The sequence below is a fragment of the Nonomuraea sp. NPDC050227 genome (assembly GCF_044459705.1).
Taxonomy (GTDB): domain Bacteria; phylum Actinomycetota; class Actinomycetes; order Streptosporangiales; family Streptosporangiaceae; genus Nonomuraea.
Genome location: NZ_JBITJF010000017.1, coordinates 41,294 through 62,816, shown reverse-complemented (window position 1 = coordinate 62,816; position 21,523 = coordinate 41,294). Strand labels below are relative to the sequence as shown.

The 21,523-nt window shown below is 71.3% G+C and carries 20 protein-coding genes; 15 read left to right on the top strand and 5 right to left on the bottom strand.

What is annotated here, in order from left to right; translation table 11 throughout:
• Positions 1-95 precede the first annotated feature (95 nt).
• The 10 genes from mltG (ACIBK9_RS46450) to ACIBK9_RS46405 all read left to right on the top strand — a co-directional run bounded on the left by mltG (ACIBK9_RS46450) (position 96) and on the right by ACIBK9_RS46405 (position 11,244).
• On the top strand, positions 96-1,499 hold the full coding sequence (mltG, locus tag ACIBK9_RS46450) for an endolytic transglycosylase MltG (protein ID WP_397165444.1): 1,404 nt from the start codon (positions 96-98) through the stop codon (positions 1,497-1,499).
• Between the two features lie 211 nt (positions 1,500-1,710).
• Entirely contained in the window at positions 1,711-2,868 is a 1,158-nt protein-coding gene (mltG, locus tag ACIBK9_RS46445; RefSeq protein WP_397165442.1) for an endolytic transglycosylase MltG, read from the top strand.
• Positions 2,869-2,949: 81 nt separating this feature from the next.
• Complete coding sequence (locus ACIBK9_RS46440) at positions 2,950-3,819, top strand: shikimate dehydrogenase (RefSeq protein ID WP_397165441.1); 870 nt, start codon at positions 2,950-2,952, stop codon at positions 3,817-3,819.
• A 300-nt stretch (positions 3,820-4,119) separates the two neighbouring features.
• Positions 4,120-4,746, top strand: a complete 627-nt coding sequence (gene infC, locus ACIBK9_RS46435; protein ID WP_397165847.1) for a translation initiation factor IF-3 — start codon at positions 4,120-4,122, stop codon at positions 4,744-4,746.
• Positions 4,747-4,870: 124 nt separating this feature from the next.
• Positions 4,871-5,065: a 50S ribosomal protein L35 gene (gene rpmI / locus ACIBK9_RS46430; RefSeq protein ID WP_125635662.1), complete on the top strand. Its 195-nt coding sequence runs from the start codon at positions 4,871-4,873 to the stop codon at positions 5,063-5,065.
• A gap of 24 nt (positions 5,066-5,089) precedes the next feature.
• Positions 5,090-5,476, top strand: coding sequence for a 50S ribosomal protein L20 (gene rplT, locus ACIBK9_RS46425; RefSeq protein WP_358285792.1), 387 nt, complete (start codon positions 5,090-5,092; stop codon positions 5,474-5,476).
• 76 nt (positions 5,477-5,552) lie between these two features.
• A complete protein-coding gene (locus ACIBK9_RS46420) occupies positions 5,553-6,356 on the top strand; it encodes an RNA methyltransferase (RefSeq protein ID WP_357986153.1) in 804 nt (267 codons plus the stop codon).
• Positions 6,357-6,406: 50 nt separating this feature from the next.
• The gene (locus ACIBK9_RS46415) at positions 6,407-7,498 is read left to right on the top strand and encodes an ATP-binding protein (RefSeq protein ID WP_352364892.1); all 1,092 of its coding nucleotides are present in this window, start codon (positions 6,407-6,409) and stop codon (positions 7,496-7,498) included.
• Positions 7,499-7,648: 150 nt separating this feature from the next.
• On the top strand, positions 7,649-8,689 hold the full coding sequence (pheS, locus tag ACIBK9_RS46410) for a phenylalanine--tRNA ligase subunit alpha (RefSeq protein ID WP_352364980.1): 1,041 nt from the start codon (positions 7,649-7,651) through the stop codon (positions 8,687-8,689).
• Positions 8,689-11,244 (top strand): phenylalanine--tRNA ligase subunit beta, encoded by a 2,556-nt coding sequence (locus ACIBK9_RS46405; RefSeq protein WP_397165439.1) that lies wholly within the window; start codon positions 8,689-8,691, stop codon positions 11,242-11,244. The genes pheS and ACIBK9_RS46405 overlap by 1 nt, the downstream gene beginning before the upstream one ends.
• A 45-nt stretch (positions 11,245-11,289) precedes the next feature.
• Here ACIBK9_RS46405 and ACIBK9_RS46400 read toward each other — a convergent pair whose 3' ends face one another.
• Entirely contained in the window at positions 11,290-11,868 is a 579-nt protein-coding gene (locus ACIBK9_RS46400; RefSeq protein ID WP_397165437.1) for a Uma2 family endonuclease, read from the bottom strand.
• Positions 11,869-11,948: 80 nt separating this feature from the next.
• Here ACIBK9_RS46400 and ACIBK9_RS46395 point away from each other — a divergent pair, with 80 nt between their 5' ends.
• Positions 11,949-12,182 (top strand): hypothetical protein, encoded by a 234-nt coding sequence (locus ACIBK9_RS46395; protein ID WP_358285799.1) that lies wholly within the window; start codon positions 11,949-11,951, stop codon positions 12,180-12,182.
• 129 nt (positions 12,183-12,311) lie between these two features.
• Here ACIBK9_RS46395 and ACIBK9_RS46390 read toward each other — a convergent pair whose 3' ends face one another.
• The 4 genes from ACIBK9_RS46390 to ACIBK9_RS46375 all read right to left on the bottom strand — a co-directional run bounded on the left by ACIBK9_RS46390 (position 12,312) and on the right by ACIBK9_RS46375 (position 16,497).
• The gene (locus ACIBK9_RS46390) at positions 12,312-13,619 is read right to left on the bottom strand and encodes an MFS transporter (RefSeq protein WP_397165436.1); all 1,308 of its coding nucleotides are present in this window, start codon (positions 13,617-13,619) and stop codon (positions 12,312-12,314) included.
• 95 nt (positions 13,620-13,714) lie between these two features.
• Entirely contained in the window at positions 13,715-14,074 is a 360-nt protein-coding gene (locus tag ACIBK9_RS46385) for a nuclear transport factor 2 family protein (RefSeq protein WP_358285803.1), read from the bottom strand.
• A gap of 79 nt (positions 14,075-14,153) precedes the next feature.
• Positions 14,154-14,558 (bottom strand): hypothetical protein, encoded by a 405-nt coding sequence (locus ACIBK9_RS46380; RefSeq protein WP_397165435.1) that lies wholly within the window; start codon positions 14,556-14,558, stop codon positions 14,154-14,156.
• A gap of 277 nt (positions 14,559-14,835) precedes the next feature.
• Entirely contained in the window at positions 14,836-16,497 is a 1,662-nt protein-coding gene (locus ACIBK9_RS46375) for a class I adenylate-forming enzyme family protein (RefSeq protein WP_397165433.1), read from the bottom strand.
• 262 nt (positions 16,498-16,759) lie between these two features.
• Between ACIBK9_RS46375 and ACIBK9_RS46370 the strand changes: the two genes are divergently transcribed.
• The 4 genes from ACIBK9_RS46370 (at position 16,760) to ACIBK9_RS46355 (ending at position 21,499) form a co-directional block, all read left to right on the top strand.
• Positions 16,760-18,421, top strand: a complete 1,662-nt coding sequence (locus tag ACIBK9_RS46370; RefSeq protein WP_397165431.1) for an endo-1,4-beta-xylanase — start codon at positions 16,760-16,762, stop codon at positions 18,419-18,421.
• Between the two features lie 155 nt (positions 18,422-18,576).
• A complete protein-coding gene (locus tag ACIBK9_RS46365) occupies positions 18,577-19,146 on the top strand; it encodes a dienelactone hydrolase family protein (protein ID WP_387665173.1) in 570 nt (189 codons plus the stop codon).
• A 227-nt stretch (positions 19,147-19,373) separates the two neighbouring features.
• Positions 19,374-20,423: a TOMM precursor leader peptide-binding protein gene (locus tag ACIBK9_RS46360; RefSeq protein ID WP_397165429.1), complete on the top strand. Its 1,050-nt coding sequence runs from the start codon at positions 19,374-19,376 to the stop codon at positions 20,421-20,423.
• Positions 20,420-21,499 (top strand): hypothetical protein, encoded by a 1,080-nt coding sequence (locus ACIBK9_RS46355; RefSeq protein WP_397165427.1) that lies wholly within the window; start codon positions 20,420-20,422, stop codon positions 21,497-21,499. The genes ACIBK9_RS46360 and ACIBK9_RS46355 overlap by 4 nt, the downstream gene beginning before the upstream one ends.
• The last annotated feature ends 24 nt before the right edge of the window (positions 21,500-21,523 follow it).

Sequence of the window (21,523 nt, the reverse complement as noted above, 5' to 3'; positions counted from 1 at the left end):
CACCACGAGGCCCGTCACGAGGCCCGTTGTGAGGGCATGGTTCGTGCGCAGGCCCCGATCTCGCCCGCCGGGCGTCCGACCGGCGAGGTGGCCGCGTGAACACCACCTCCGACGACGACGGCGGCGAGGTGATCCCGTTCCTGCGGTCGGACTCCGAGCAGGAGACGCCCCCGGCGGCCGAGGAGCACCCTGGAGCCAGCCCGCGGCCGGCGGGTGGCGACTCTGCCAGGAGCATGCCGCACCCGCTGGGCGAGGGGGCTGCCGACAGCGGCCCGCACCCGCTGGGCGAGGGGGCCGCCGGGAGCATGCCCCACCCGGTGGGCGAGGAGGCTGCTGGGAGCATGCCCCACCCGCTGGGTGAGGGGGCTGCTGGGAGCATGCCTCACCTGGCAGGTGAGGCGTCTGCGGGGAGCGGCTCGCGCCCGGTGGCTGAGGAGGCTGCCGGGAGCAGTCGGTCGTCGCGCCGTGGCCGGGCCCTGGGCAAGGCGGGGCTGGTCTCCGCCGCGCTGGTCGCCGCCCTGGTGGCGGCGGGCGCGGGCGTGCTCACGGTGGTCAGGCCGTACCTGAGCCCCGAGGACTTCGAGGGCATGGGCAGCGGGACGGTCACCGTCCGCATCCCGCCCGGGGCGAACGCCGAGGAGATCGGCACGGCGCTGGCCGACGCCGGCGTGGTGGCCAGCTCGCGTTCGTTCGTGAACGCGGCCCAGGAGCGGGCCGTGGCCAACCGGCTGCGTCCCGGCCACTACCGGCTGCGCAAGGGCATGGCCGCGGGCGCGGCGCTCGACCTGCTGCTCGCGCCCGCCTCCCGGCTCGTCAGGCGAGTGGCGGTGCCGGAGGGGCTGCGCGCGGGCGAGGTGCTGCGGCGCGTCGCCCAGCTGGCCGCGCTGCCGCTGAAGGAGCTGCAGAGCGTGGACAAGAGCCTGCTCGGGCTGCCCTCGTACGCGCCAGGGATCGAGGGTTTCCTGTTCCCCGCCACGTACGACGTCGAGCCCGGCGACAAGGCGGTGGACGTGCTGGCCGCCATGGTCGAGCGGTGGGGCGTGGCCGCCCGGCAGATCCACCTGGCGGAGGGGGCCCGGCGGCTCGGCCTGACCCCGCTGGAGGCGCTCACGGTCGCCAGCCTGGTGCAGGCGGAGGGCGGCACCGACGCCGATTACCCCAAGATCGCCAGAGTGATCTACAACAGACTCAAGAGCAACACCCCGCTGGAGCTCGACACCACGGTCCTGTACGCGCAGAACCGCCGGTCACTGAAGGTCACCGAGAGCGACACCAAGGTGAACTCGCCCTACAACACCTACCACCGCCGCGGGCTGCCGCCGGGGCCCATCGCCAATCCGGGGGAGAAGGCGCTGCTGGCGGCCCTGAATCCGGCCGCAGGTGATTGGCACTGGTTTGTGACGACGGATCCGGCGCATAGAATCACCAAATTCACCAACAAAGAGAGCGAGTTCGTGAGATACCGGGAAGAGTTGAACAAGAACCTCGGGACGGACTGATGTTCGGCGGGACCCCCCCTGTGCCCGCGCAAAAGCCCCATACCGGGTCATGCGCCCTCTTCCCATCCCCTAGCATGGCTACCCAGAGTGATCTCCGCTGGTCGTGGGAGCATGCCCGGCGGATCCCCCCGTTTCGCCCGGTGAGCTCCGCCGGTTCGGCACAACCGCTTGACGCCGAACGGGCCGTACCGGGAGATTGGCCAGCGCAGCTATGAGCGATCTCGATCTGAACTCCCTGCTCGGCACCGAGGACGACGAGGGCCGGTCCCGGCGCCGTGCCCGCGGCTCCGGCAAGCGCGGCGGCAACCGCCGGCGGCGCAGACGTCGTAACCGCGGCGGCTTCATCGCGCCGTTGCTCGCCTTCGTCGTGCTGGCGGGCATCATCGGCGGCGGCGGCTACTACGGCTACCTGTGGGTCAGCGACGCCCTCGTGCCCGACGACTACACCGGCCAGGGCACCGGCGAGGTGATCGTCGAGATCAAGGACGGCCAGAGCGCGTCGGAGGTCGCCGAGGAGCTGGTGCGCCTCGGCGTCGTGGCCAGCGCCAGGGCGTTCAGCACCGCCATCGGCAACGCCGGCAAGAGCGGGTCGCTGCAGCCCGGCCAGTACAAGATGCGCAAGAAGATGGCGGCGGCCGACGCGGTGGCGATGCTGAGCCCCGAGAACAAGCTGCTGGCCAAGGTGGGCGTCAAGGAGGGCCTGCGGCTGTCCGACACGCTGACCACGCTGGCCAAGGCCACGGGCAAGCCGGCCAAGGGCTTCGCGGCCGCGGCCAAGGACACCGCCGACCTCGACCTGCCGTCGTACGCCAAGGGCAAGCTGGAGGGCTACGCCTTCCCGGCCACCTACGAGTTCCCGCCCAACGCCACCCCGGCCCAGATCCTGGGCACGATGGTCAAGCGGTTCAACCAGACGGCCGACGAGGTCGACCTCGAAGGCGGCGCCAAGGCCCTGGGCCGCAAGCCCCAGGACATCGTGGTCATCGCCAGCATCATCCAGGCCGAGGCCGGCCGGTTCGAGGACATGCCCAAGATCGCCCGCGTCATCTACAACCGGCTCGACCGCGACCCGGAGATGAAGCTGGAGATGGACAGCACGGTCATGTACGCGCTCAACAAGTACCGCACCGCCGCCACCATCGCCGAGACGAAGACCAAGAGCCGGTACAACACGTACATGTACCTCGGCCTGCCGCCGGGCCCGATCTCGAACCCGGGCCAGCACGCCATCGAGGCGGCGCTCAACCCGGCCAAGGGCGACTGGCTCTACTTCGTCGCCACCGACCCCAACAGCCGCGTCACCAAGTTCGCCACCACCGAGGCCGAACGCCAGGCGCTGCTGGCCGAGTACAAGCGGAACGGCGGCTGACCTCCGCCGCGGGAGCCGTCCGACGACCGGCGGCCCCGCGGCGTGGTAGGAGTAGGGACCGTGTTTCCGGAAGGAGTGTCGATGCGGGCTGCGGTCATGGGCTCGCCGATCGGGCATTCGCTCTCGCCCCACCTGCACAGGGCCGCCTACGCGGCGATGGGGCTCGACGGGTGGAGCTACGAGGCGATCGAGTGCGACGAGGCGCGGCTGCCCGGCCTGCTCGCCGGGCTGACCCCCGTGCGCGGGCAGCACGACGGTGAGGAGCAGGGCGGCGAGCGCGTCTGGGCCGGGTTGTCGCTGACGATGCCGCTCAAGCGCGCCGTGCTGCCGCTCCTCGACACCGTCTCCGACCTGGCCGTCGAGGTGGGCGGGGCCAACACCGTGGTCTTCGCCGACGGCCTGCGCCACGGGCACAACACCGACGTTTACGGCATCGAGCAGGCGCTGGCCGAGGCGGGGGTGCCCGCGCCGCGGTCGGCGACCGTGCTGGGCGGCGGCGCCACGGCCGCCTCGGCGCTGGCGGCCCTGCGCAACCTGGGGCTGTTCGCGGCCACGCTGCTGGTCCGCGACCCGGCCAGGGCGGGGGAGACCGCCGAGGTGGCCGAACGGCTGGGCGTGGCGCTGGCGGTGGAGACGTTCGACAAGCTCGACGCGTACACCGGGGTGGACCTGGTGGTCTCCACGCTGCCCGCGGGGGCCGCCGACGCCTTCGCCGGACGGCTGGCCCGCGTGCCGGCGCTGTTCGACGTGGTCTACGCCCCCTGGCCCACCAGGGCGGCCACGGCCGTCCGCGACGCGGGCGGCACGGTGGTCGGCGGCTTCGCGATGCTGCTGCACCAGGCGGCGCGCCAGGTGGAGCTGATGACCGGCCGCCCGGACGTGCCGGTCGAGGCCATGCGCGCGGCGGGCGAGGCCGAGATCGCCCGGCGGGCCGCGGCCCGTCCGCAGTGATCTTCCCGGAGATTACCCGCGCCGACGGGATGATTCGAGGCGCCTGCGTGGTTGTGGTAATGTAGCTCTCTGATCGGTCCGGCATGCCTTGCTGGACGCGCAAGCGGAGGTCTCCCTCCCACCCGAGTCGCCGAAAGGTGGCCGGGTCCAGGATCACGCCGGACTCTCCGGGGAGCTCGAGGCCACGAAGCCACAGAGCTCAGTGGCCCCGCATGCGCGACGTGCGGGGCTTTTCGCGTCTTCGGCGCGGAAGGCCCCCGCCACGACGAGCACGTAGGGATCGCAAACCTAGGAGGCCCCATCAGCACTGAGCCCCGCATCAACGAGCGTATCCGAGTTCCCGAGGTTCGCCTCGTGGGCCCGAACGGCGAGCAGGTCGGCATCGTCAGCATTCACGACGCGCTGAAGCTCGCCCAGGAGGCCGACCTCGACCTCGTCGAGGTCGCGGCCACGGCTCGACCGCCCGTGTGCAAGCTCATGGACTACGGCAAGTTCAAGTACGAGTCCGCGATGAAGGCGCGCGAGGCGCGCAAGAATCAGGCGCACACGATCATCAAGGAGATCAAGCTCCGGCCGAAGATCGACCCGCACGACTACGAGACCAAGAAGGGTCACGTGGTGCGGTTCCTCAAGGCGGGGGACAAGGTCAAAGTCACGATCATGTTCCGCGGACGTGAGCAGTCCCGGCCGGAGCTCGGCTTCCGGCTGCTGCAGCGGCTGGCGGAGGACGTCCAGGAGCTCGGGTTCGTGGAGTCCCAGCCCAAGCAGGACGGCCGTAACATGATCATGGTGATCGGTCCGCACAAGAAGAAGGCCGAGGCCAAGGCCGAAAAGGCTGCCGCCAAGGCGCAGCGTGGCGAGGAGCCTTCCGGGTCGGAAGAGGAGTCTTCCGTACCGGAAGCGGAACCTTCCGTACAGGAAGCGTGACCTGCGGCTGGGGTTAGCCTTACACCACGCGCCCCGGCAGCCACCGGCAGACGAACAAGCCGCGACCGGGCCGGCCAGCACCGGCCCGGCCACCGGCACGACCGAATTGAGGAGAGACGGCGACATGCCGAAGATGAAGACGCACAGCGGTGCGAAGAAGCGGTTCCGGCTCACCGGCACCGGCAAGCTCAAGCGCCGCCGCGCCAGCCGCGCGCACTACAACGAGTGGAAGTCGTCCACGCTGACGCGTCGTCTCAAGGGTGAAGTCGTCGTTTCGCCGGCAGACACCAAGAAGATCAAGAAGCTGCTCGCCAAGTAGCGCGAACCCCCGGGGAGAAGAAACATGGCACGCGTGAAGCGGGCGCTCAACGCCAAGAAGAAGCGCAAGGTCGTCCTCGACAGGGCGAGCGGTTACCGTGGCCAGCGGTCGCGGCTGTACCGCAAGGCCAAGGAGCAGATGCTCCACTCGATGACGTACGCCTACCGGGACCGCAAGGACCGTAAGGGTGCGTTCCGCCGTCTGTGGATCCAGCGGATCAACGCCGCTGCCCGCGCCAACGGCATCACCTACAACCGCCTGATCCAGGGCCTGCGCCTGGCCAACATCGAGGTCGACCGCAAGATCCTCGCTGACCTCGCGGTCAACGACGGCGCGACCTTCGCCACGCTCGTCGAGGCCGCCAAGAAGGCGCTCCCGGCGAACGTGAACGCTCCGGCCACCGCGAGCTGAGGTCGCCTTCAGACACAGAGGGCCCACCGTCACGGTGGGCCCTTTTGCTGTATCCACGCACGATCAGGGGGAGAGCATGGCCGGGTCCGAGCTGACCAACGTGAAGTCGCCGAGGGTGAAGGCCGCACGCAGGCTCACCAAGCGCGCCTTCAGGGAGCAGGACCGCAGGTTCCTGGCCGAAGGGCCGCAAGCGGTGCGCGAGGCGCTCAAGCTCGACGGGGTGACGCTGGAGCTGTTCACCACCGCCGAGGCCGAGCTGCGGCACGCCGAGCTCATCACCCAGGCCACGCTGCAGGGGGTGCCCGTCCACCGGGCCAGCGGCGAGGTCATGTCGGAGCTGTCCCAGACGGTGACCCCGCAGGGGCTGCTGGCGGTGTGCCGGCTGGTGCACGTGCCGCTGGAGGAGGCGCTGGCCGGGGAGCCGAAGCTGGTCGCGATGCTGGCGCACGTACGCGACCCGGGCAACGCCGGCACCGTCATGCGGGCGGCCGACGCCGCCGGGGCGGACGCGGTGATCTTCACCGACGCCTCCGTCGACCCCTACAACGGCAAGTGCGTGCGCGCCAGCGCGGGCAGCCTGTTTCATCTGCCGGTCGTCATCGGTGCACCGGTCGCCGCCGCCGTGCGTCAACTGAGGGAGCGGGGCATGCGCGTGCTGGCGGCCGACGGCGCGGGCAAGCACACGCTCGACGACGTGGATCTTTCCGGACCGACTGTGTGGATCTTCGGGAACGAGGCCTGGGGACTGCCGGAGGAGATACGCGCCGAGGCGGACGATGTGGTCAGAGTGCCCATCTACGGACAGGCTGAAAGTCTCAACCTGGCCACCGCCGCGGCGGTGTGCCTTTACTCCTCCGCCAGGGCTCAGCGAGTGCCCTAGGCGGCCGGAAACCCGCTATTGTCGGCGTTGTAGGCGGAGGAGGCGAGGTCGTGCACGGCGCAGAAACCGACGGGCGAGTCGTGGCCGCAGCGTGCACGATCTCCATCGACGACCTCCCCGACGGTCTTATCGTGACCGACCGATATGGGTGCGTGCTGGCCGTCAACCGGGCCGCCGCCCGGCTCACCCGGGTCGCCATGGAGCGCGCCGTGGGCCGGGAGATGAACGAGGTCTTCCCCTTCCGCGACCACGACGGGCGCGAGTGGTGGAAGGCGCTCGATCCCGAGGGCGGGCTGCGTACCAGGACCAGGGTGCCCGAGCGGCCGCTGCACCTGCCGGGCGGCCAGGAACTCTACGTCGCGGCCCGGCTGGTGCGCGAGCCCGAGCGCGGCGGCGAGGTCGAGCGCGTCACGATCACCCTGCGCGACGGCGGCGCCCGCGCCCGGCTGGAGCGCAGCCGCGCCGACCTGGTCTCCACCGTGGCCCACGAGCTGCGCTCGCCGCTGACCAGCGTCAAGGGCTTCACCGCCACCCTGCTGGCCAAGTGGACGCGCTTCACCGACGAGCAGAAGCGCGTCATGCTGGAGACCGTCAACAACGACGCCGACCGCGTCACCCGGCTCATCACCGAGCTGCTCGACGTCTCGCGCATCGAGTCCGGGCGGCTGGAGGTGCGCCGCCAGGTCGTCGACGTGCCGGCCAGGGCGCGCCGGCTGGTCGCCGGCCGGGTCGCGGCGGGCGACTCGGAAGACCGCTACCGCCTGATCGTCGGCGACCGTTTGCCGGAGATGTGGCTCGACCAGGACAAGATCGACCAGATTCTGGGTAATCTGGTGGAGAACGCGGTGCGCCACGGGCGTGGCACCGTGACGATCGAGATCGAGTCCGTCGGATGGGGAGTGGCCGTGTCGGTGCGCGACGAGGGCGAGGGCATCGAGCCCGAGCTGGCTCCGCGCGTCTTCCGGCAGTTCTGGCGGGGCGGCAACAGCCGCCGGCGCGGCGGCACCGGGCTCGGCCTGTTCATCGTGAAGGGCCTGGTCGAGGCGCACGGTGGCACGATCACCGTGCAGCGTGCGCCCGAGGGCGGCGCGGAGTTCCGATTTACCGTGCCCACCGGCACACCCGACTTCGCCACGGTCTGAAGCCCCGAGCGGCTCGACACCCGTCGAAGTCGGTCCGGTGGGCGGGCCCCACTAGACTCATTTCCGCTCAAGCCCTGGATACGGAGCTCACTCTTGTCTGACTACGACCCCGTCGAGGTGACGCCGTTGCATGCCGACGAGCTGTCCCGCATGGAGGCCGACGCCCTCACGGCGATCAAGGCGGCCGACAGCCTCGACGCACTCAAGCAGGCCAGGCTGGCGCACGCGGGCGACCGCTCGCCCATCGCCCTGGCCAACCGCGAGATCGGCGCCCTGCCGCCGGCCGCCCGCGCCGAGGCCGGCAAGCGCGTCGGCGGCGCCCGCAGAGCGATCAACGAGGCGCTGGCCGCCCGCCAGGCCGAGCTGGAGGCCGAGCGCGACGCCCGGGTGCTCGTCGAGGAGACCGTCGACGTCACCCTGCCGTGGGACCGGCGGCCGCGCGGCGCCCGTCACCCGCTGACCACGCTGCAGGAGCGCGTCGCCGACGCGTTCGTCGCCATGGGCTACGAGGTGGCCGAGGGCCCCGAGCTCGAAGGCGAGTGGTTCAACTTCGACGCGCTCAACATCGCCACCGACCACCCCGCCCGCTCCGAGCACGACACGTTCTTCGTGGACTCCACCGAGTCGGGCATGGTGCTGCGCACCCAGACCTCGCCGGTGCAGATCCGCGCGCTGCTCCAGCGCGAGCTGCCGGTCTACGTCATCTCGCCGGGCAAGACGTTCCGCACCGACGAGCTCGACGCCACCCACACCCCGGTCTTCCACCAGACCGAGGGGCTGGCCGTCGACGAGGGCCTGACCATGGCCCACCTCAAGGGCACGCTCGACAGGTTCGCCGAGGTCATGTTCGGCGAGGGCATCACCACCCGGTTCCGGCCGAACTACTTCCCCTTCACCGAGCCGTCCGCCGAGATGGACCTGAAGTGCTTCGTCTGCCGCGGCGCCTCGGCGATCCCCGGCAACCCGCCGTGCCGCACCTGCAAGTCCGAGGGCTGGATCGAGTGGGGCGGCTGCGGCATGGTCAACCCGCGGGTGCTCATCGCCTGCGGCGTCGACCCCTCGCGCTACTCCGGGTTCGCGTTCGGCATGGGGATCGAGCGCACGCTGATGTTCCGCCACAACGCCGAAGACATGCGAGACATGATCGAGGGGGACGTGCGCTTCACGCTCCCGTTCGGAATGGAGATCTGATGAAGGTCCCGCTCTCCTGGCTGCGGGAGTACGTCGATCTCCCGGCGGCCACCGCGCACGAGGTGGCCGACAGGCTCACCATGGCCGGGCTCAAGCTGGAATCCATCACCTCCTACGGCCACGACGTCAAGAACGTCGTCGTCGGCGAGGTGCTGGAGATCGAGGAGCTCACCGGCTTCAAGAAGCCGATCAGGCACTGCAAGGTCGAGGTGGGCGAGGCGACGCCGCGCGAGATCGTCTGCGGCGCCACGAACTTCGTCGCCGGCGACCGCGTCCCCGTCGTGCTGCCCGGCGGCGTGCTGCCGGGCGGGTTCGAGGTGGGCGCGCGCAAGACGTACGGGCGCATGTCCGAGGGCATGATCTGCTCCGAGCGCGAGCTGGGCCTCGGCGACGACCACAACGGCATCATGGTGCTGCCCGCCGGCACGCCCATCGGCACCGACGTGGTCGAGCTGCTCGGCCTGCGCGACGACGTGATCGAGCTGGAGATCACGCCCGACATCGGCTACGCGCTGTCCGTCCGCGGCGTGGCCCGCGAGGTGGCCACCGCGTTCGGCGTGGCCTTCCGCGACCCGGCCGACGTCGAGGTGCCCGCCGAGAGCGAGCCGTCCTGGCCGGCCTCCATCGGCGACCCGACGGCCTGCGACCGGTTCGTGCTGCGCGAGGTGCGCGGCTTCGACCCGGCCGCCCAGAGCCCGCTGTGGATGCGGGTGCGGCTGAGCCGGTCCGGCATGCGCCCGGTGTCGCTGGCCGTCGACATCACCAACTACCTGATGCTGGAGCTGGGCCAGCCGCTGCACGCCTTCGACCGGTCGAAGCTGACCGGCGAGATCGTCGTCCGGCGGGCCCGGGAGGGCGAGCGGCTGGAGACGCTCGACCACGTCGTGCGCGAGCTCGACCCCGACGACATCCTCATCACCGACCAGTCGGGCCCGATCTCCATGGCGGGCACGATGGGCGGCCTGGAGACCGAGATCTCCGACGGCTCGACCGACATCGTCATCGAGGCCGCCCACTTCTCGGCCACCGGCATCTCGCGCGAGTCGCGCCGGCACGGGCTGGTCTCGGAGGCGTCCAAGCGGTTCGAGCGCGGCGTCGACCGCGAGCTGCCGCTGGTCGCCTCGTGGCGGGCGGTGCGCATGCTGGCCGAGCTGGGCGGCGCGACCGTGCAGCCCGGCGTGACGCACGCCGAGGTCGACGTCACGCCGGCGCGCATCGCGATCCCGGCCGGTCATCCGTCGGCCGTGGCGGGCGTCCCGTACTCCAAGGAGGTCGTCGTCGGCCGCCTGGAGCAGGTGGGCTGCCTCGTGACCGACGGCGACGACCCGGCCGTGCGCCAGGGCGGCGTCGACCCGACCGGCGTCGTGACCGGCGGCGAGCTGGCCGCCAGGCTGGCCGTCACCGGCCCCGACATGATCACGGTCACCCCGCCGTCGTGGCGGCCCGACCTCACCGACCCCAACGACCTGGCCGAAGAGGTCATCCGGCTCGAAGGCTACGACCGGCTGCCGTCGGTGCTGCCCAGCGCCCCGGCGGGCGCCGGGCTGACCGAGGGGCAGCGGCTGCGCCGGCGGGTTGGCCGGGCGCTGGCCGAGGGCGGCTACGTCGAGGTGCTGAGCTACCCGTTCATCGGGGCCGACGACTTCGACCGGCTGCAGCTGCCCGCCGACGACGCGCGACGCCGGGCCATGCGCCTGGCCAACCCGCTGTCGGAGGACGAGCCGCTGATGCGCACGACGCTGCTGCCCGGCCTGCTCAAGACGCTGGTCCGCAACGTCGGGCGCGGCTTCGGCGACGTGGCGCTGTTCGAGACGGGCGCGGTCTACCGGCCCCGGGAGAACGCCCCCGCCGCCGCTCCGGTGCTCGGCGTCTCGCGCCGTCCCACCGAGGAGGAAGTGGCCTCGATCGAGGCGGCGCTGCCCGACCAGCCGCTGCGGGTCGCGGTCGTGCTGGCCGGGGAGTTCGAGCGGTCCGGCTGGTGGGGCTCCGGCCGGCAGGCCTCGTGGGCCGACGCCGTGCAGGCCGCCCGGCTGATCGCCGCCGAGTCGCGGGTCGAGCTGTCCATCAGCGCCGACCAGCACGAGCCGTGGCACCCGGGCCGGTGCGCCGCCCTCTACGTGGGCGACACGCTGGTGGGGCACGCCGGTGAGCTGCACCCGCGGGTCATCGAGGCTTACGGGCTGCCGCCGCGCACCGCGGCCATGGAGCTGGAGCTGTCGCGGCTGGAGTCGGCCATGCCGGGGCCGGTGCAGGCGCCGCCGGTGTCCCCGTACCCGGTGGCGACGCAGGACGTGGCGCTGATCGTGCCCGACTTCACGCCGGTGGCCGACGTGGAGGCGGCGTTGCGCGACGGGGCCGGCGAGCTGCTGGAGTCGGTGCGGCTGTTCGACGTCTACGCGGGTGAGCAGGTGGGCGAGGGGAACAAGTCGCTCGCCTACACGATGCGGTTCCGGGCGGCGGGCCGTACGCTGACGGTCGAGGAGACGACGGCGGCCAGGGACGCGGCGGTGGCGATGGCGGCCGACCGCGTGGGAGCCCAGCTCCGCAGCGCCTGAGCCGATCAGAAGGGGCCGGTACGGATCGTCGTACCGGCCCCTTTGTCATGTGTTCAACGTGCTGAGGTCGATGTCGATGTCGAACGGGACGGTCAGTTGGAGCCGGTCGTGGTGGATGCCCGTGCAGACGTAGGCGCCGGTGGCGAGGTTGAGCTCGTAGACGTAGACCACCGGCAGCGCGCCCGCCCTCTCGACGCGCCAGAAGTGGGGGATGCCCGCCTCGGCGTAGAGGGTGGGCTTGCGCTTCCTGTCGCGCACCTCGGTGACGGGCGAGACCACCTCGACGGCCAGGACGACATCCTTGGCCTGGTAGCAGGTCAGCGCTTCGTCGGCAGGCGCCTGCGGCCCCAGGACGATCAGGTCGGGCTCGGGCCGCTGTTCGGGCGCGAGCTTCACGGCCATCTCCTGGCACACCTGGAGGTGGTCGGGTGCGGCATCGGCGAGCGCTCGGTGCAGACCGAAGACCATGTCGTGGTGAAAGCGGTGCCGGGGGCCCACGAAGACGAGGCTTCCGTCGATCAGCTCTGTGTGCGGAGGCAGATCCGGGATGTGATCGAGGTCCTCGGCGACGTAGCCCTGCGGCGGAGGGAAGGCCCAGTCGGGGAGGATCGCTTCGGCAGGCATCGTCCAACGCTAATCAATGCACTCCGCTCACGCCTCGGGAACGAACGTACGCGTGTGCAAGTCGCGGGAGAATGTGGGGCATGAGGGAGTTGCTGGTGTTCGGCGAGCGTGGGGATGCCGAGGAGGTCGCCGAGACGCTGGGGGAGTGGTTCCCGGGGCTCGGGGTGCCGCGGGTGGTGCGGGAGACGCTCGCCGGTGAGGACGACGCCGAGGACGCCCAGTGGCTCGTCGTCGTGGAGGGGCTCGACGAGCAGGCCCTCGGCCAGGTGGATGAGCTGGTGGAGCGGTACGACGGCTGGCGGGAGCGGGAGTAGGGCGGCCCCGGCAAGTGGAGCCCCCCGGCCGGTGGAACGGCCGCTCGGGGAGGGCAGGGTCAGGTCGGTGGAACGGCTGCCCGGGGTGGGCCGGGCAGGTCGGTGGAACGGCTGCCGATGGCGGGCCGGTCAGGCCGGGGTGGGGTGGTCGGATGACTGCTCGACGCGGCGGGCGCGTTCGGCGATCGCGTGTTCGTCGGTTCTGGCGTCGTAGCGGCGGAATCCGGGCAGGGCGGCGGCCAGGCCCAGGACGGCGCCCACGCACAGCAGGCCGCCCGCGCCCAGCGAGAAGCGGGTGCCGCCGAAGTTGGCCATCAGGCTCGCGCGGGCGTTGCCCAGCATCGGGCCGCTGGCGTACGACAGCAGCTCGATGCCCGCCAGCCGCCCGCGCAGCTCCTGGGGGATGGTCTGGTTCCACATCGTCGTACGGAAGATGCCGCTGATCATGTCGGCCGCGCCGGCCAGCGCGATGCACAGGAAGACCAGCCACACGGTGGGAGCCAGCGCGGTCAGCGTCATCGCCACGCCCCACAGCGCCGCCGCGACGATCACGCCGAGGCCCTGCCGCTGGACGCGGGCCGTCCAGCGGCCGGTCACCGAGGCGGCCAGGGCGCCCACGGCGGCGGCGGAGTACAGCAGGCCGAGCGACTCGGGCGAGCCCAGCTCGTCGGCCAGGAACGGGAACAGCGCATTTGACATGGCGAACACCATGGCCGCGATGTCCACCAGGTACGTGCCCATGAGGTCGCCGCGGCCGGTGGCGTAGCGCACGCCCTCGACCAGAGAGCTGAGCGAGGCGGGCGCGGCGTCCTCGACGGCGGGCAGCGACCTGATGCGCCACAGCAGCGCCAGGGAGAGCACGAAGGTCGCCGTGTCGATGGCGTAGGCGACGTGCGTGCCGAGGTGCACCAGCAGCAGGCCGCCCAGCGCCGGGGCGACGATCGCGCCGACGTTCCAGCGCAGGCTGTTCAGCACCGCCGCCGCGGCCTGCTGGTCGTGCCGGACCACCTGCTGCATCACAGCCTCCAGGCTCGGACGCTGCAGGCAGGCGATGCCGGTGGACAGGGCGCCCATCACGTACAGAACCCAGACCTGCGGGTGGGGGAGCATCGCGTTGACCACAAGGGCGGCGGTGGTGACCAGCAGGCCCAGCTCGCTCAGCACGATGATCCGGCGGCGGTCGAGCGCGTCGGCGATCGCGCCGCCCCACAGCCCGCACACCACCATCGGCACGAACTCCGCCAGGCTCATCATCCCGACCGCGACGTAGGAACCGGTCAGCTCCTTCATCTGGTACGGCAGCGCCACCATGGTGATCATCGTGCCGAACATGGTGACGACGCCCGCGCCGAACAGCAGGCGGTAGTCGCGGGAGTCGCGCAGCGGGCTCAGGTCGGGGGAGAGATGACGGAGCAGGCGCATGAGTGGTGCGGGCACGAAGTCTGATTGTCCGACCACGTCCGCGACGAGGGCAAATCATTTAGGCACGGCGAAGGCCCCCGGGGGAACCGGGGGCCTTGGCGGGAGGGGTGTCAGGCGGCGGGCACCTTGTCGAGGAAGCCGAGGACCCTGCGGATCCGGCCGTCCTCGGCCAGCTCGACCACGTCGAAGCCGACGGCCAGGGGCTCCTCGCCGGCCGGGCCCAGGTGCCAGGTGAAGCGGGCGATGTGGTGGTGGGCGTCGAACACCTCGCCCGGCGTGAACACCAGGCCGGGGAACATGCCCTGCGCGCCCTCGATCACGGCGGCGATCCCGGCGTGCCCGGCCACGTCGGCCATCGGGTCGGTGTAGGTCGCGTCCTCGGTCCACAGCTCGGCGACGGCCTTGGCGCGGGCGTCGGCGTCGGTCTCGTTCCAGGCGGCGATGTAGCGCTCGACGAGTTCGGCGGTCATGATGATCTCACTTTCTTCCAGAAGTTCTTTCAACGGTTCTGAGGAGACGGTTCTCAGGAGACGGTTCTCAGGAGGGGCGTCAGCGGCGGGCTTTGCGCAGGCCGGTGATCTGCAGCTCGGCGAACAGCCCCACGACCAGGGCCTGGGCGATGGCCCAGACCGCGCCGAGCGTGCTGAACTCGAGCGCGCCGGTCACGACGGCGGCCACGCTGCCCAGGGTCCAGGCGATGTTCAGGCCGATGACGGCCTTGACGGCGGCCGGGTTGATCGCGGGGCGGGAGGCCAGCAGGCCGACGGCGGCGCCGTACACGAGCAGGAAGATCCCGATCTCGCGCAGCAGGCCCGCGCCCGGCCCGAGCAGGTCGCTCGCGGGGCCGGCCAGGGCCAGGTAGACCAGCCCGTTGACGCCGGTGACGACGGCGTCCGCAACAAGAGCGAGGCGCAGGAACCTGGTCCGGTCGGCGGTGACGGTGAGGGCGGTCATCTTGGCTCCTTCAAGTGCTGGTTGCGACACTTGAACGATGTCAGCCGGGGCGTAGGGGCCGCGATTACGCGCCAGGTAATGAACTCCGCGAACCGGCCGCCGACCTGCGGGTTCTCCGGAGAAAATGAACGGGGCGCCCCCTTGCGGAGGCGCCCCGGAGGGGTTTCAGGAGGGTGCGGGTCCCAGAAGCACGGTTCGAGAGTGTGGCGTCAGGGGGTCGCGTCCCGGGAGCGGGGTTCGGGAGTGGTGTTCCGATCGTGCGGCGGCTCCCGAGGGGTCAGGAGCCGAGGACCTCGCGGCGCAGGTGGGTCTTGAGGATCTTGCCGCCGGGGTTGCGGGGCAGCTCGCCCTCGCGGAACCACACGTGCGCCGGGATCTTGAACTTGGCGATCCGGTCCGCCAGGAACGAGCGCAGCTCCTCGGCCGTGACCGATTGGCCCGCCGCCGGCCGGATCACCGCGCCGACCTCCTCGCCCAGCTCGTCGTGCGGGACGCCGATCACCGCCACGTCGTCCACCGCCGGGTGCTCGAACAGGGCGGCCTCGACCTCGGCGCAGTAGACGTTCTCGCCGCCCCTGATCACCATGTCCTTGGCGCGGTCCACGATGTAGACGAAGCCCTCCTCGTCGATCCTGGCCAGGTCGCCGGTGTGCAGCCAGCCGTCCACGAACGTCTGCGCCGTGGCCTCGGGCTGGTTCCAGTAGCCCATGATCACGTTCGGGCCGCGCACGCACAGCTCGCCCACCTCGCCGGCGGGCAGCTCGGCGCCCATGGGGTCCACCACGCGCACGTCCACGACGGCCGAGGGCATGCCGATGCTGTCGGGCCTGGCGTGGTACTCGGCGCCGCCGTTGCCGATGGCCAGGGCGGTCGTCTCGGTCATGCCGTAGCCGTTGGAGGGGGCGCGGTCGGGCAGGTTCGTGGTGATGCGCTCCAGCAGCTTGGGCGGGGCGGGGGCGCCGCCGTAGCCGAGGGTGGTCAGCGACGACAGGTCGTACTTGCCGAAGTCGGGGTGCGACATGAGCTGCCAGGCGTTGGTCGGCACGCCGATCATCGTGGTGACGCGTTCCCGCTCGATCAGCCGCAGCGCCTGCTCGGGGTCCCACTTGTACATGAGCACCACGCCGCCGCCGGTGAACATCGAGGTGATCATGGCGGAGAAGCAGCCGGTGACGTGGAACAGCGGCACGGTCAGCAGCGTCACCCGGCGCACGCTCGCCGCCGCGCCCGCGTCCTTGCCGGCCATGGTGACCGAGCGGACGAGGCCGTAGGCCACGGTCATGGGGGACTGGCCGAGGTTGCGGTGGCTGCCCAGCGCGCCCTTGGGCCGGCCGGTGGTGCCGGAGGTGTAGAAGATCGTCGCCGGGTCCTCGGGGGACAGCTCGACGTCGGGCAGCCGCACGTCGGCGGTGACCTCGCCCAGCACGTCGCCGAACGACCGCGCGCCCTCGGGCGCCTCGCCCCTGGTCACGATCATCGGCACGCCCGTGGAGGCCAGCCTGACCGCCCGCTCGCCGTCGGCGATCAGCACCTTGGCCCCCGAGTCGCGCACGCCGTAGGCCAGCTCGGCCTCCGTCCACCAGGCGTTCAGCGGTACGGCGATGGCTCCGGCGGCCAGCGCCGCCGAGAACGAGACCACCCATTCCGGGTAGTTGCGCATGGCGATGGCGACGCGGTCGCCCTTGGTGACGCCGTACTCCTCGACCAGGCGGCGGGCGAGGGTGGCGGCGCGGCGGAAGTGCTCCTCGAAGGTGATGTGCTCGTCCTCGTAGGCCAGGAAGACCTGCTCGCCGTGGAACCTGCTGGTCTCCAGCAGGGCGCGGAAGTGTGCCGGCGCGTGCTTCCACGTGCGTACCCCGGTGTCGCCGATCTCCTCGGTCTCGAAAAGCTGGCCGGGGCCGGTGAGCTGGGCTTGGACCTGGGCGTGCGAAAGGGACATGCGCAGAACTCCCGCATCAGACGATTCTTCTGGACTTTCACAGTACCGACCGGTAGGTACGTCGCGCTAGAGCAGCCAAAACCCCGGGGGCAGGTGGCCGTGAAAGTTTCATCTAGAAGCCGATATTTTTCGCTTGCCAACTGCTCTTTTGGCAGCGGCGCGCGATCGGCATTGACCGCTCTCCTGCATGTCAATACCGTCTGCGATGCGATCCGCTGGGGATCGAAAGGTTTCGGAATCGAGTGCCTGCCTCCGGAGGTAGATGCCCGTGCTCTCGTCCCTGTCCGTCAGAGTCCTCGCGCTGCTGGGGATTCTCGCAGCATTCCTCCTCCCCGCCACCTCGGCCGACGCCTCGGCGCCCCTGCGCTCGCACGCGTCCGCCAAGGGCAAGTTCATCGGCACGGCGCTCGCCACCACCCCGCTGTCCGGCGAGACCTCCTACCGCACCATCGCGGCGACCGAGTTCAGCCAGGTCACCCCCGAGAACGCGATGAAGTGGGACGCCACCGAGCCCAGCCAGGGCCAGTTCAACTACTCCGGCGCCGACGCGATCGTCGCCTTCGCCGCCCAGAACGACCAGCAGGTGCACGGCCACACCCTCGTGTGGCACAACCAGACGCCGGGCTGGGTGCAGGGCCTGAGCGCGACCGCGATGCGCGCGGCCATGCAGAACCACATCGCCAACGTCGTCGGCCACTTCGCCGACAACCCGGCCGTCGTCTCCTGGGACGTGGTCAACGAGGTCTTCGAGGACAACGGCAACCTGCGCACGTCGTTCTGGTACAACACGCTGGGCTCGGGCTACATCGCCGACGCCTTCCGCGCCGCGCGCGCCGCCGACCCCGACGCCAAGCTGTGCATCAACGACTACAACACCGAGGGCATCAACGCCAAGAGCACGGCGATCTACAACCTGGTCTCCTCGCTGCGCCAGCAGGGCGTGCCGATCGACTGCGTCGGCTTCCAGTCCCACCTGGCCATCCAGTACGGCTTCCCCAGCGACTTCCAGCAGAACCTGCAGCGCTTCGCCGCCCTCGGCGTCCAGGTCCGGATCACCGAGCTGGACGTGCGCATGCAGACCCCCAGGGACGCCGGCAAGGACGCCACCCAGGCCACCTACTACCGCAACGTCGTCAACGCCTGCCTCGCGGTGACCGCCTGCCAGGGCGTCACGATCTGGGGCTTCACCGACAAGTACTCCTGGGTGCCCGACACCTTCCCCGGCCAGGGTGCCGCGCTGATCTACAACGAGAGCTACCAGCAGAAGCCGTCGTACACCGCCGTGCACGACGCCCTGGCCGGCGGCGCCGGCACCGACACCACCCCGCCCAGCACGCCGGGCGCCCCCACGGCGGGCAACGTCACCGCGGGCTCGGCCACCCTCACCTGGGCCGCCTCCACCGACGCCGGCGGCAGCGGCCTGGCCGGCTACGACGTCTACCGCGAGCAGGGCGGCACCGACACCCGGCTCGGCCAGTCCACCGGCAACAGCATCAACCTGACCGGCCTGACCGCGGGCACCCAGTACCAGGTCTACGTGCGGGCGCGCGACGGCGCGGGCAACCTGTCCGGCGAATCCCCGTCGGTCACCTTCACCACCCTCACCGGGGGCGGCGGAGGCGGCTGCACCGCCGCCGGCACCGTGCAGACCCAGTGGAGCGGCGGGTACGTCATCCAGCCCGTGACCGTCACCAACACCCGCACGTCCCAGATCAACGGCTGGACGGTCACCTTCACCCTGCCCGCCGGGCACACCCTGACCGGCTCCTGGAACGCCGCCGTCACCGTCAGCGGGCAGAACGTCACCGCCAGGAACGCCGGGTACAACGGCACGCTCGCGCCCGGCGCGAGCACCAGTTTCGGGTTCCAGGTCAGCAGGCCGGGCGGCGACACCGCGACGCCGTCCGCCTACACCTGCGCCTGACCCGCGCAACCTCCCCGGGCGGACATGGCCACCGCCCGGGGACCCGCGCGGACATGGCCACCGCCCGGGGACCCGCGCGCCGGCGCGGCGGGGGCACGGGAGGGTGCCCGAACGGGGCCCTTGGTGGGGCCTGCGCGCGGTGGTACACAGTGCACATGGCAGAGATCATCCTGTTGCACTCCGCACAGGGCCTGCGACCGGGGGTAATAGGGGCCGCGGAGGCGCTTCGCGCGGGCGGGCACGTCGTGCGCACGCCCGACTACTACGACGGCGAGGTCTTCGACGACCTCGAATCCGGACTGCGCAAACGGGACGCGATCGGCTTCGACGAGCTCGCGCGCCGCTGGCGGGAGATCGCCGCGCAGGTGCGCGGACCGGTCGTGTTCGCCGGGTTCTCGCTGGGCGGGTTCGGGGCCCAGCTCCTGGCCGCCACGCATCCGCTGGCCCGGGGGCTGCTGCTCTACCACGGCTGCGCGGCCGTGGCCGAGGTGAGCGCGCAGGGGTGGCCGGTCTCGGTGCCGGTGCAGCTCCACTACGCGGAGGGCGACCCGTGGGTGGACGCCGGTGACGTCCGCAGCCTGCGGACGGAGCTCGGGCCGTTATTCGAGTGCTTCATTTATCCGGGAAATGTGCACTTGTTCGCCGATCCCGATCTTCCCGGATACTCCGAAGAGTCGGCGGCGCTTATGTGGAAACGATCCCGCGACTTTATTGCGCGGATATAAGGCGATTCGCGGATATTTCGTACTTGGGTCTATCAAAAGGGGCGATCTTTACTTTATGATCTCATCGGCCCATCAAGATCGACGGAAGGATCGCTCGTGACGATCGAGATCAAGAAGGTCGAAGAAGTCGAGACCACCGGAAACAGCAACAGCTGCTGACCTCTTCGGGCCTCCCGCGACGCGGCCCGACCCCGCGGGAGGCCCTCACTCGCCCGGGAGCCGCCTTCATGCCCAGGATTCAGGTGAATCCGGTCTTCCCCCTGTTCATCGACGACGCCCGCGGGCGCGTACGGCTCGGCGACTTCCCCCCGACCGGCCAGATCCTCGACCCGGCGCCGCCACCCCTGCGCCGCCTGCTGCGCCTGTGCGCCGAGACCCCCGTCGAGCAGTCCGACCTGTACGACCTCCTCGACGACCTCACCCCCGCCGAGATCGACTCGGCCGTCGAACAGCTGCGCGCGGCCCGCTTCCTGGTCACCGACGCCGAGCTGGTCACGCTCGCCGCCGACGCCAGACTGTCCAGGTTCGCGCTGTTCATGGCCATGTTCCAGCCGGCCGACCGGGCCGTGGCCGCGCTCGGCGACCTCGCCGGCCGGCACGTGGCGGTGCTCGGCGCCGGCGCGATCGGCGGCCAGGTCGCCCTGCACCTCGCCACCTCCGGCGTCGGCCGCCTGACCCTGCTCGACGACGACCGCGTCGAGATCGGCAACCTGCACCGCCAGCACCTCTACACCGTCCGCGACCTCGGCCAGCCCAAGACGGCCGCGGCCGCCCGCCGGCTGCGCGAGCACTGCCCGGACGTCCGCGTCACGCGCGTCGAGCGGCGCATCACCGGACCCTCCGACGTCGTCACCGACGCCGACCTCGTGGTCAACACCGTCGACACCCCGCAGCCGCACATCCGCCGCTGGGTCAACGAGGCCTGCGTGCGGGCCGGCACGCCGTTCGTCACCGGCGGCTTCAACCAGCACGTCGGCCTGCTCGGCCCGCTGGTCGTGCCCGGCAAGACCGGCTGTCTGGCCTGCCAGGAGGCCGCCCTGGCCGCGCGGTACGGCTCCACCGTCCTGCCGGCCAACGACAACCCCGGACGGGCCATCCCGTCGTTCGGGCCGTTGTGCGGGATCGTGTCGGGCATGCTCGCGTCCGAGGTGATCCGCTTCCTGACCGGCACCGGCGACCCCGCCGTCGAGGGCCGCAGCCTCTGGCTCGACCTGCTCACGCTGACCACCACGGCCTACGACTTCGACCGCCGCGACGGCTGCGAGGTGTGCGGGTGAAGGCCGAGCCGCTGACGGACCTGTCGTTCCTCAGCGTGGTGGCCGACGGCCCGGACGACTACGTCATCGGCAACGGCGAGACGTTCGTCAACGTGCCCGGCGTGGCGGCGGCCGTGGTCGAGGCGCTCGACGGCACCAGGACGGCCGCCGAGGCCCGCGCCCTGGTGCTGGCCGAAAGCGGTCTGGACGTGGACGTCGCCGAGTTCGTGACCGGGCTCGGCGCGGCCGGGCTGCTCAGCCGGCCCCGGCGTCCGCCCAACCTGTGGGACCGGATCAGGCCCGGCCACGTGGCCTGGCTGTTCTCCCGCCCGGCGCACGCCGTGCTGGCCGCGCTGACCGTGTGCGCCCTGGCCGCGGCGGTCGCCAGGCCCGGCGTGCTGCCGTCGTTCTCCTCGCTGGTCTGGTCGGACAGCCTCACCTTCACCGTCGCCTTCGCCGCGGGCTCCTGGCTGCTGGTGCTGGTCCACGAGCTCGGCCACATCGCCGCGGCCCGGTCGCTCGGCGTGCGGGCCGAGCTGTCGCTCGGCACCCGCCTGCAGTTCCTCGTCGTGCAGACCAGGATCACCGGCATCTGGGGCGTGCCCAGGCGCGCCCGCTACCGCGCCCACCTGGCGGGCATGCGGGTGGACTGGTTCCTCGCCTGCGCCGGGACCTGCGTCCTGTACGCCGCCGACCTGCCCGTGGTGCGGCTGGTGGTGGTCATCTGCCTGTCGCAGATCGCCTGGCAGTTCCTGTTCTTCATGCGCACCGACGTCTACTACGCCATCGCCAACGCCGGCGGCAACAAGAACCTCATGGCTGACGCGCAGGCGTACCTGCGGGCGCGGCGCACCCGTACGGCGCCGCGCGGCGTCCGGGTGTACGCCTGGTTCCTCGTGGCAGGGCGGGTGCTCGGGCTGGCCTTCTTCGCGCTCTACACGGTCCCGGTGACGGTCGCCGTGTGCCGCCGGGCCGTCGAGGAGCTGCCGGGCTGGCAGCCGGTCGCCGCTCTGGCCGTGGTCGGCGCCGGCTGGGCGCTCTACCTGGCCGTCCTGGGCCGCCGCCTGCTCGCCTCGATCCGCCGCCCGGCCTCCTGAGAAGGCCGACGCAGGGCGCACGGT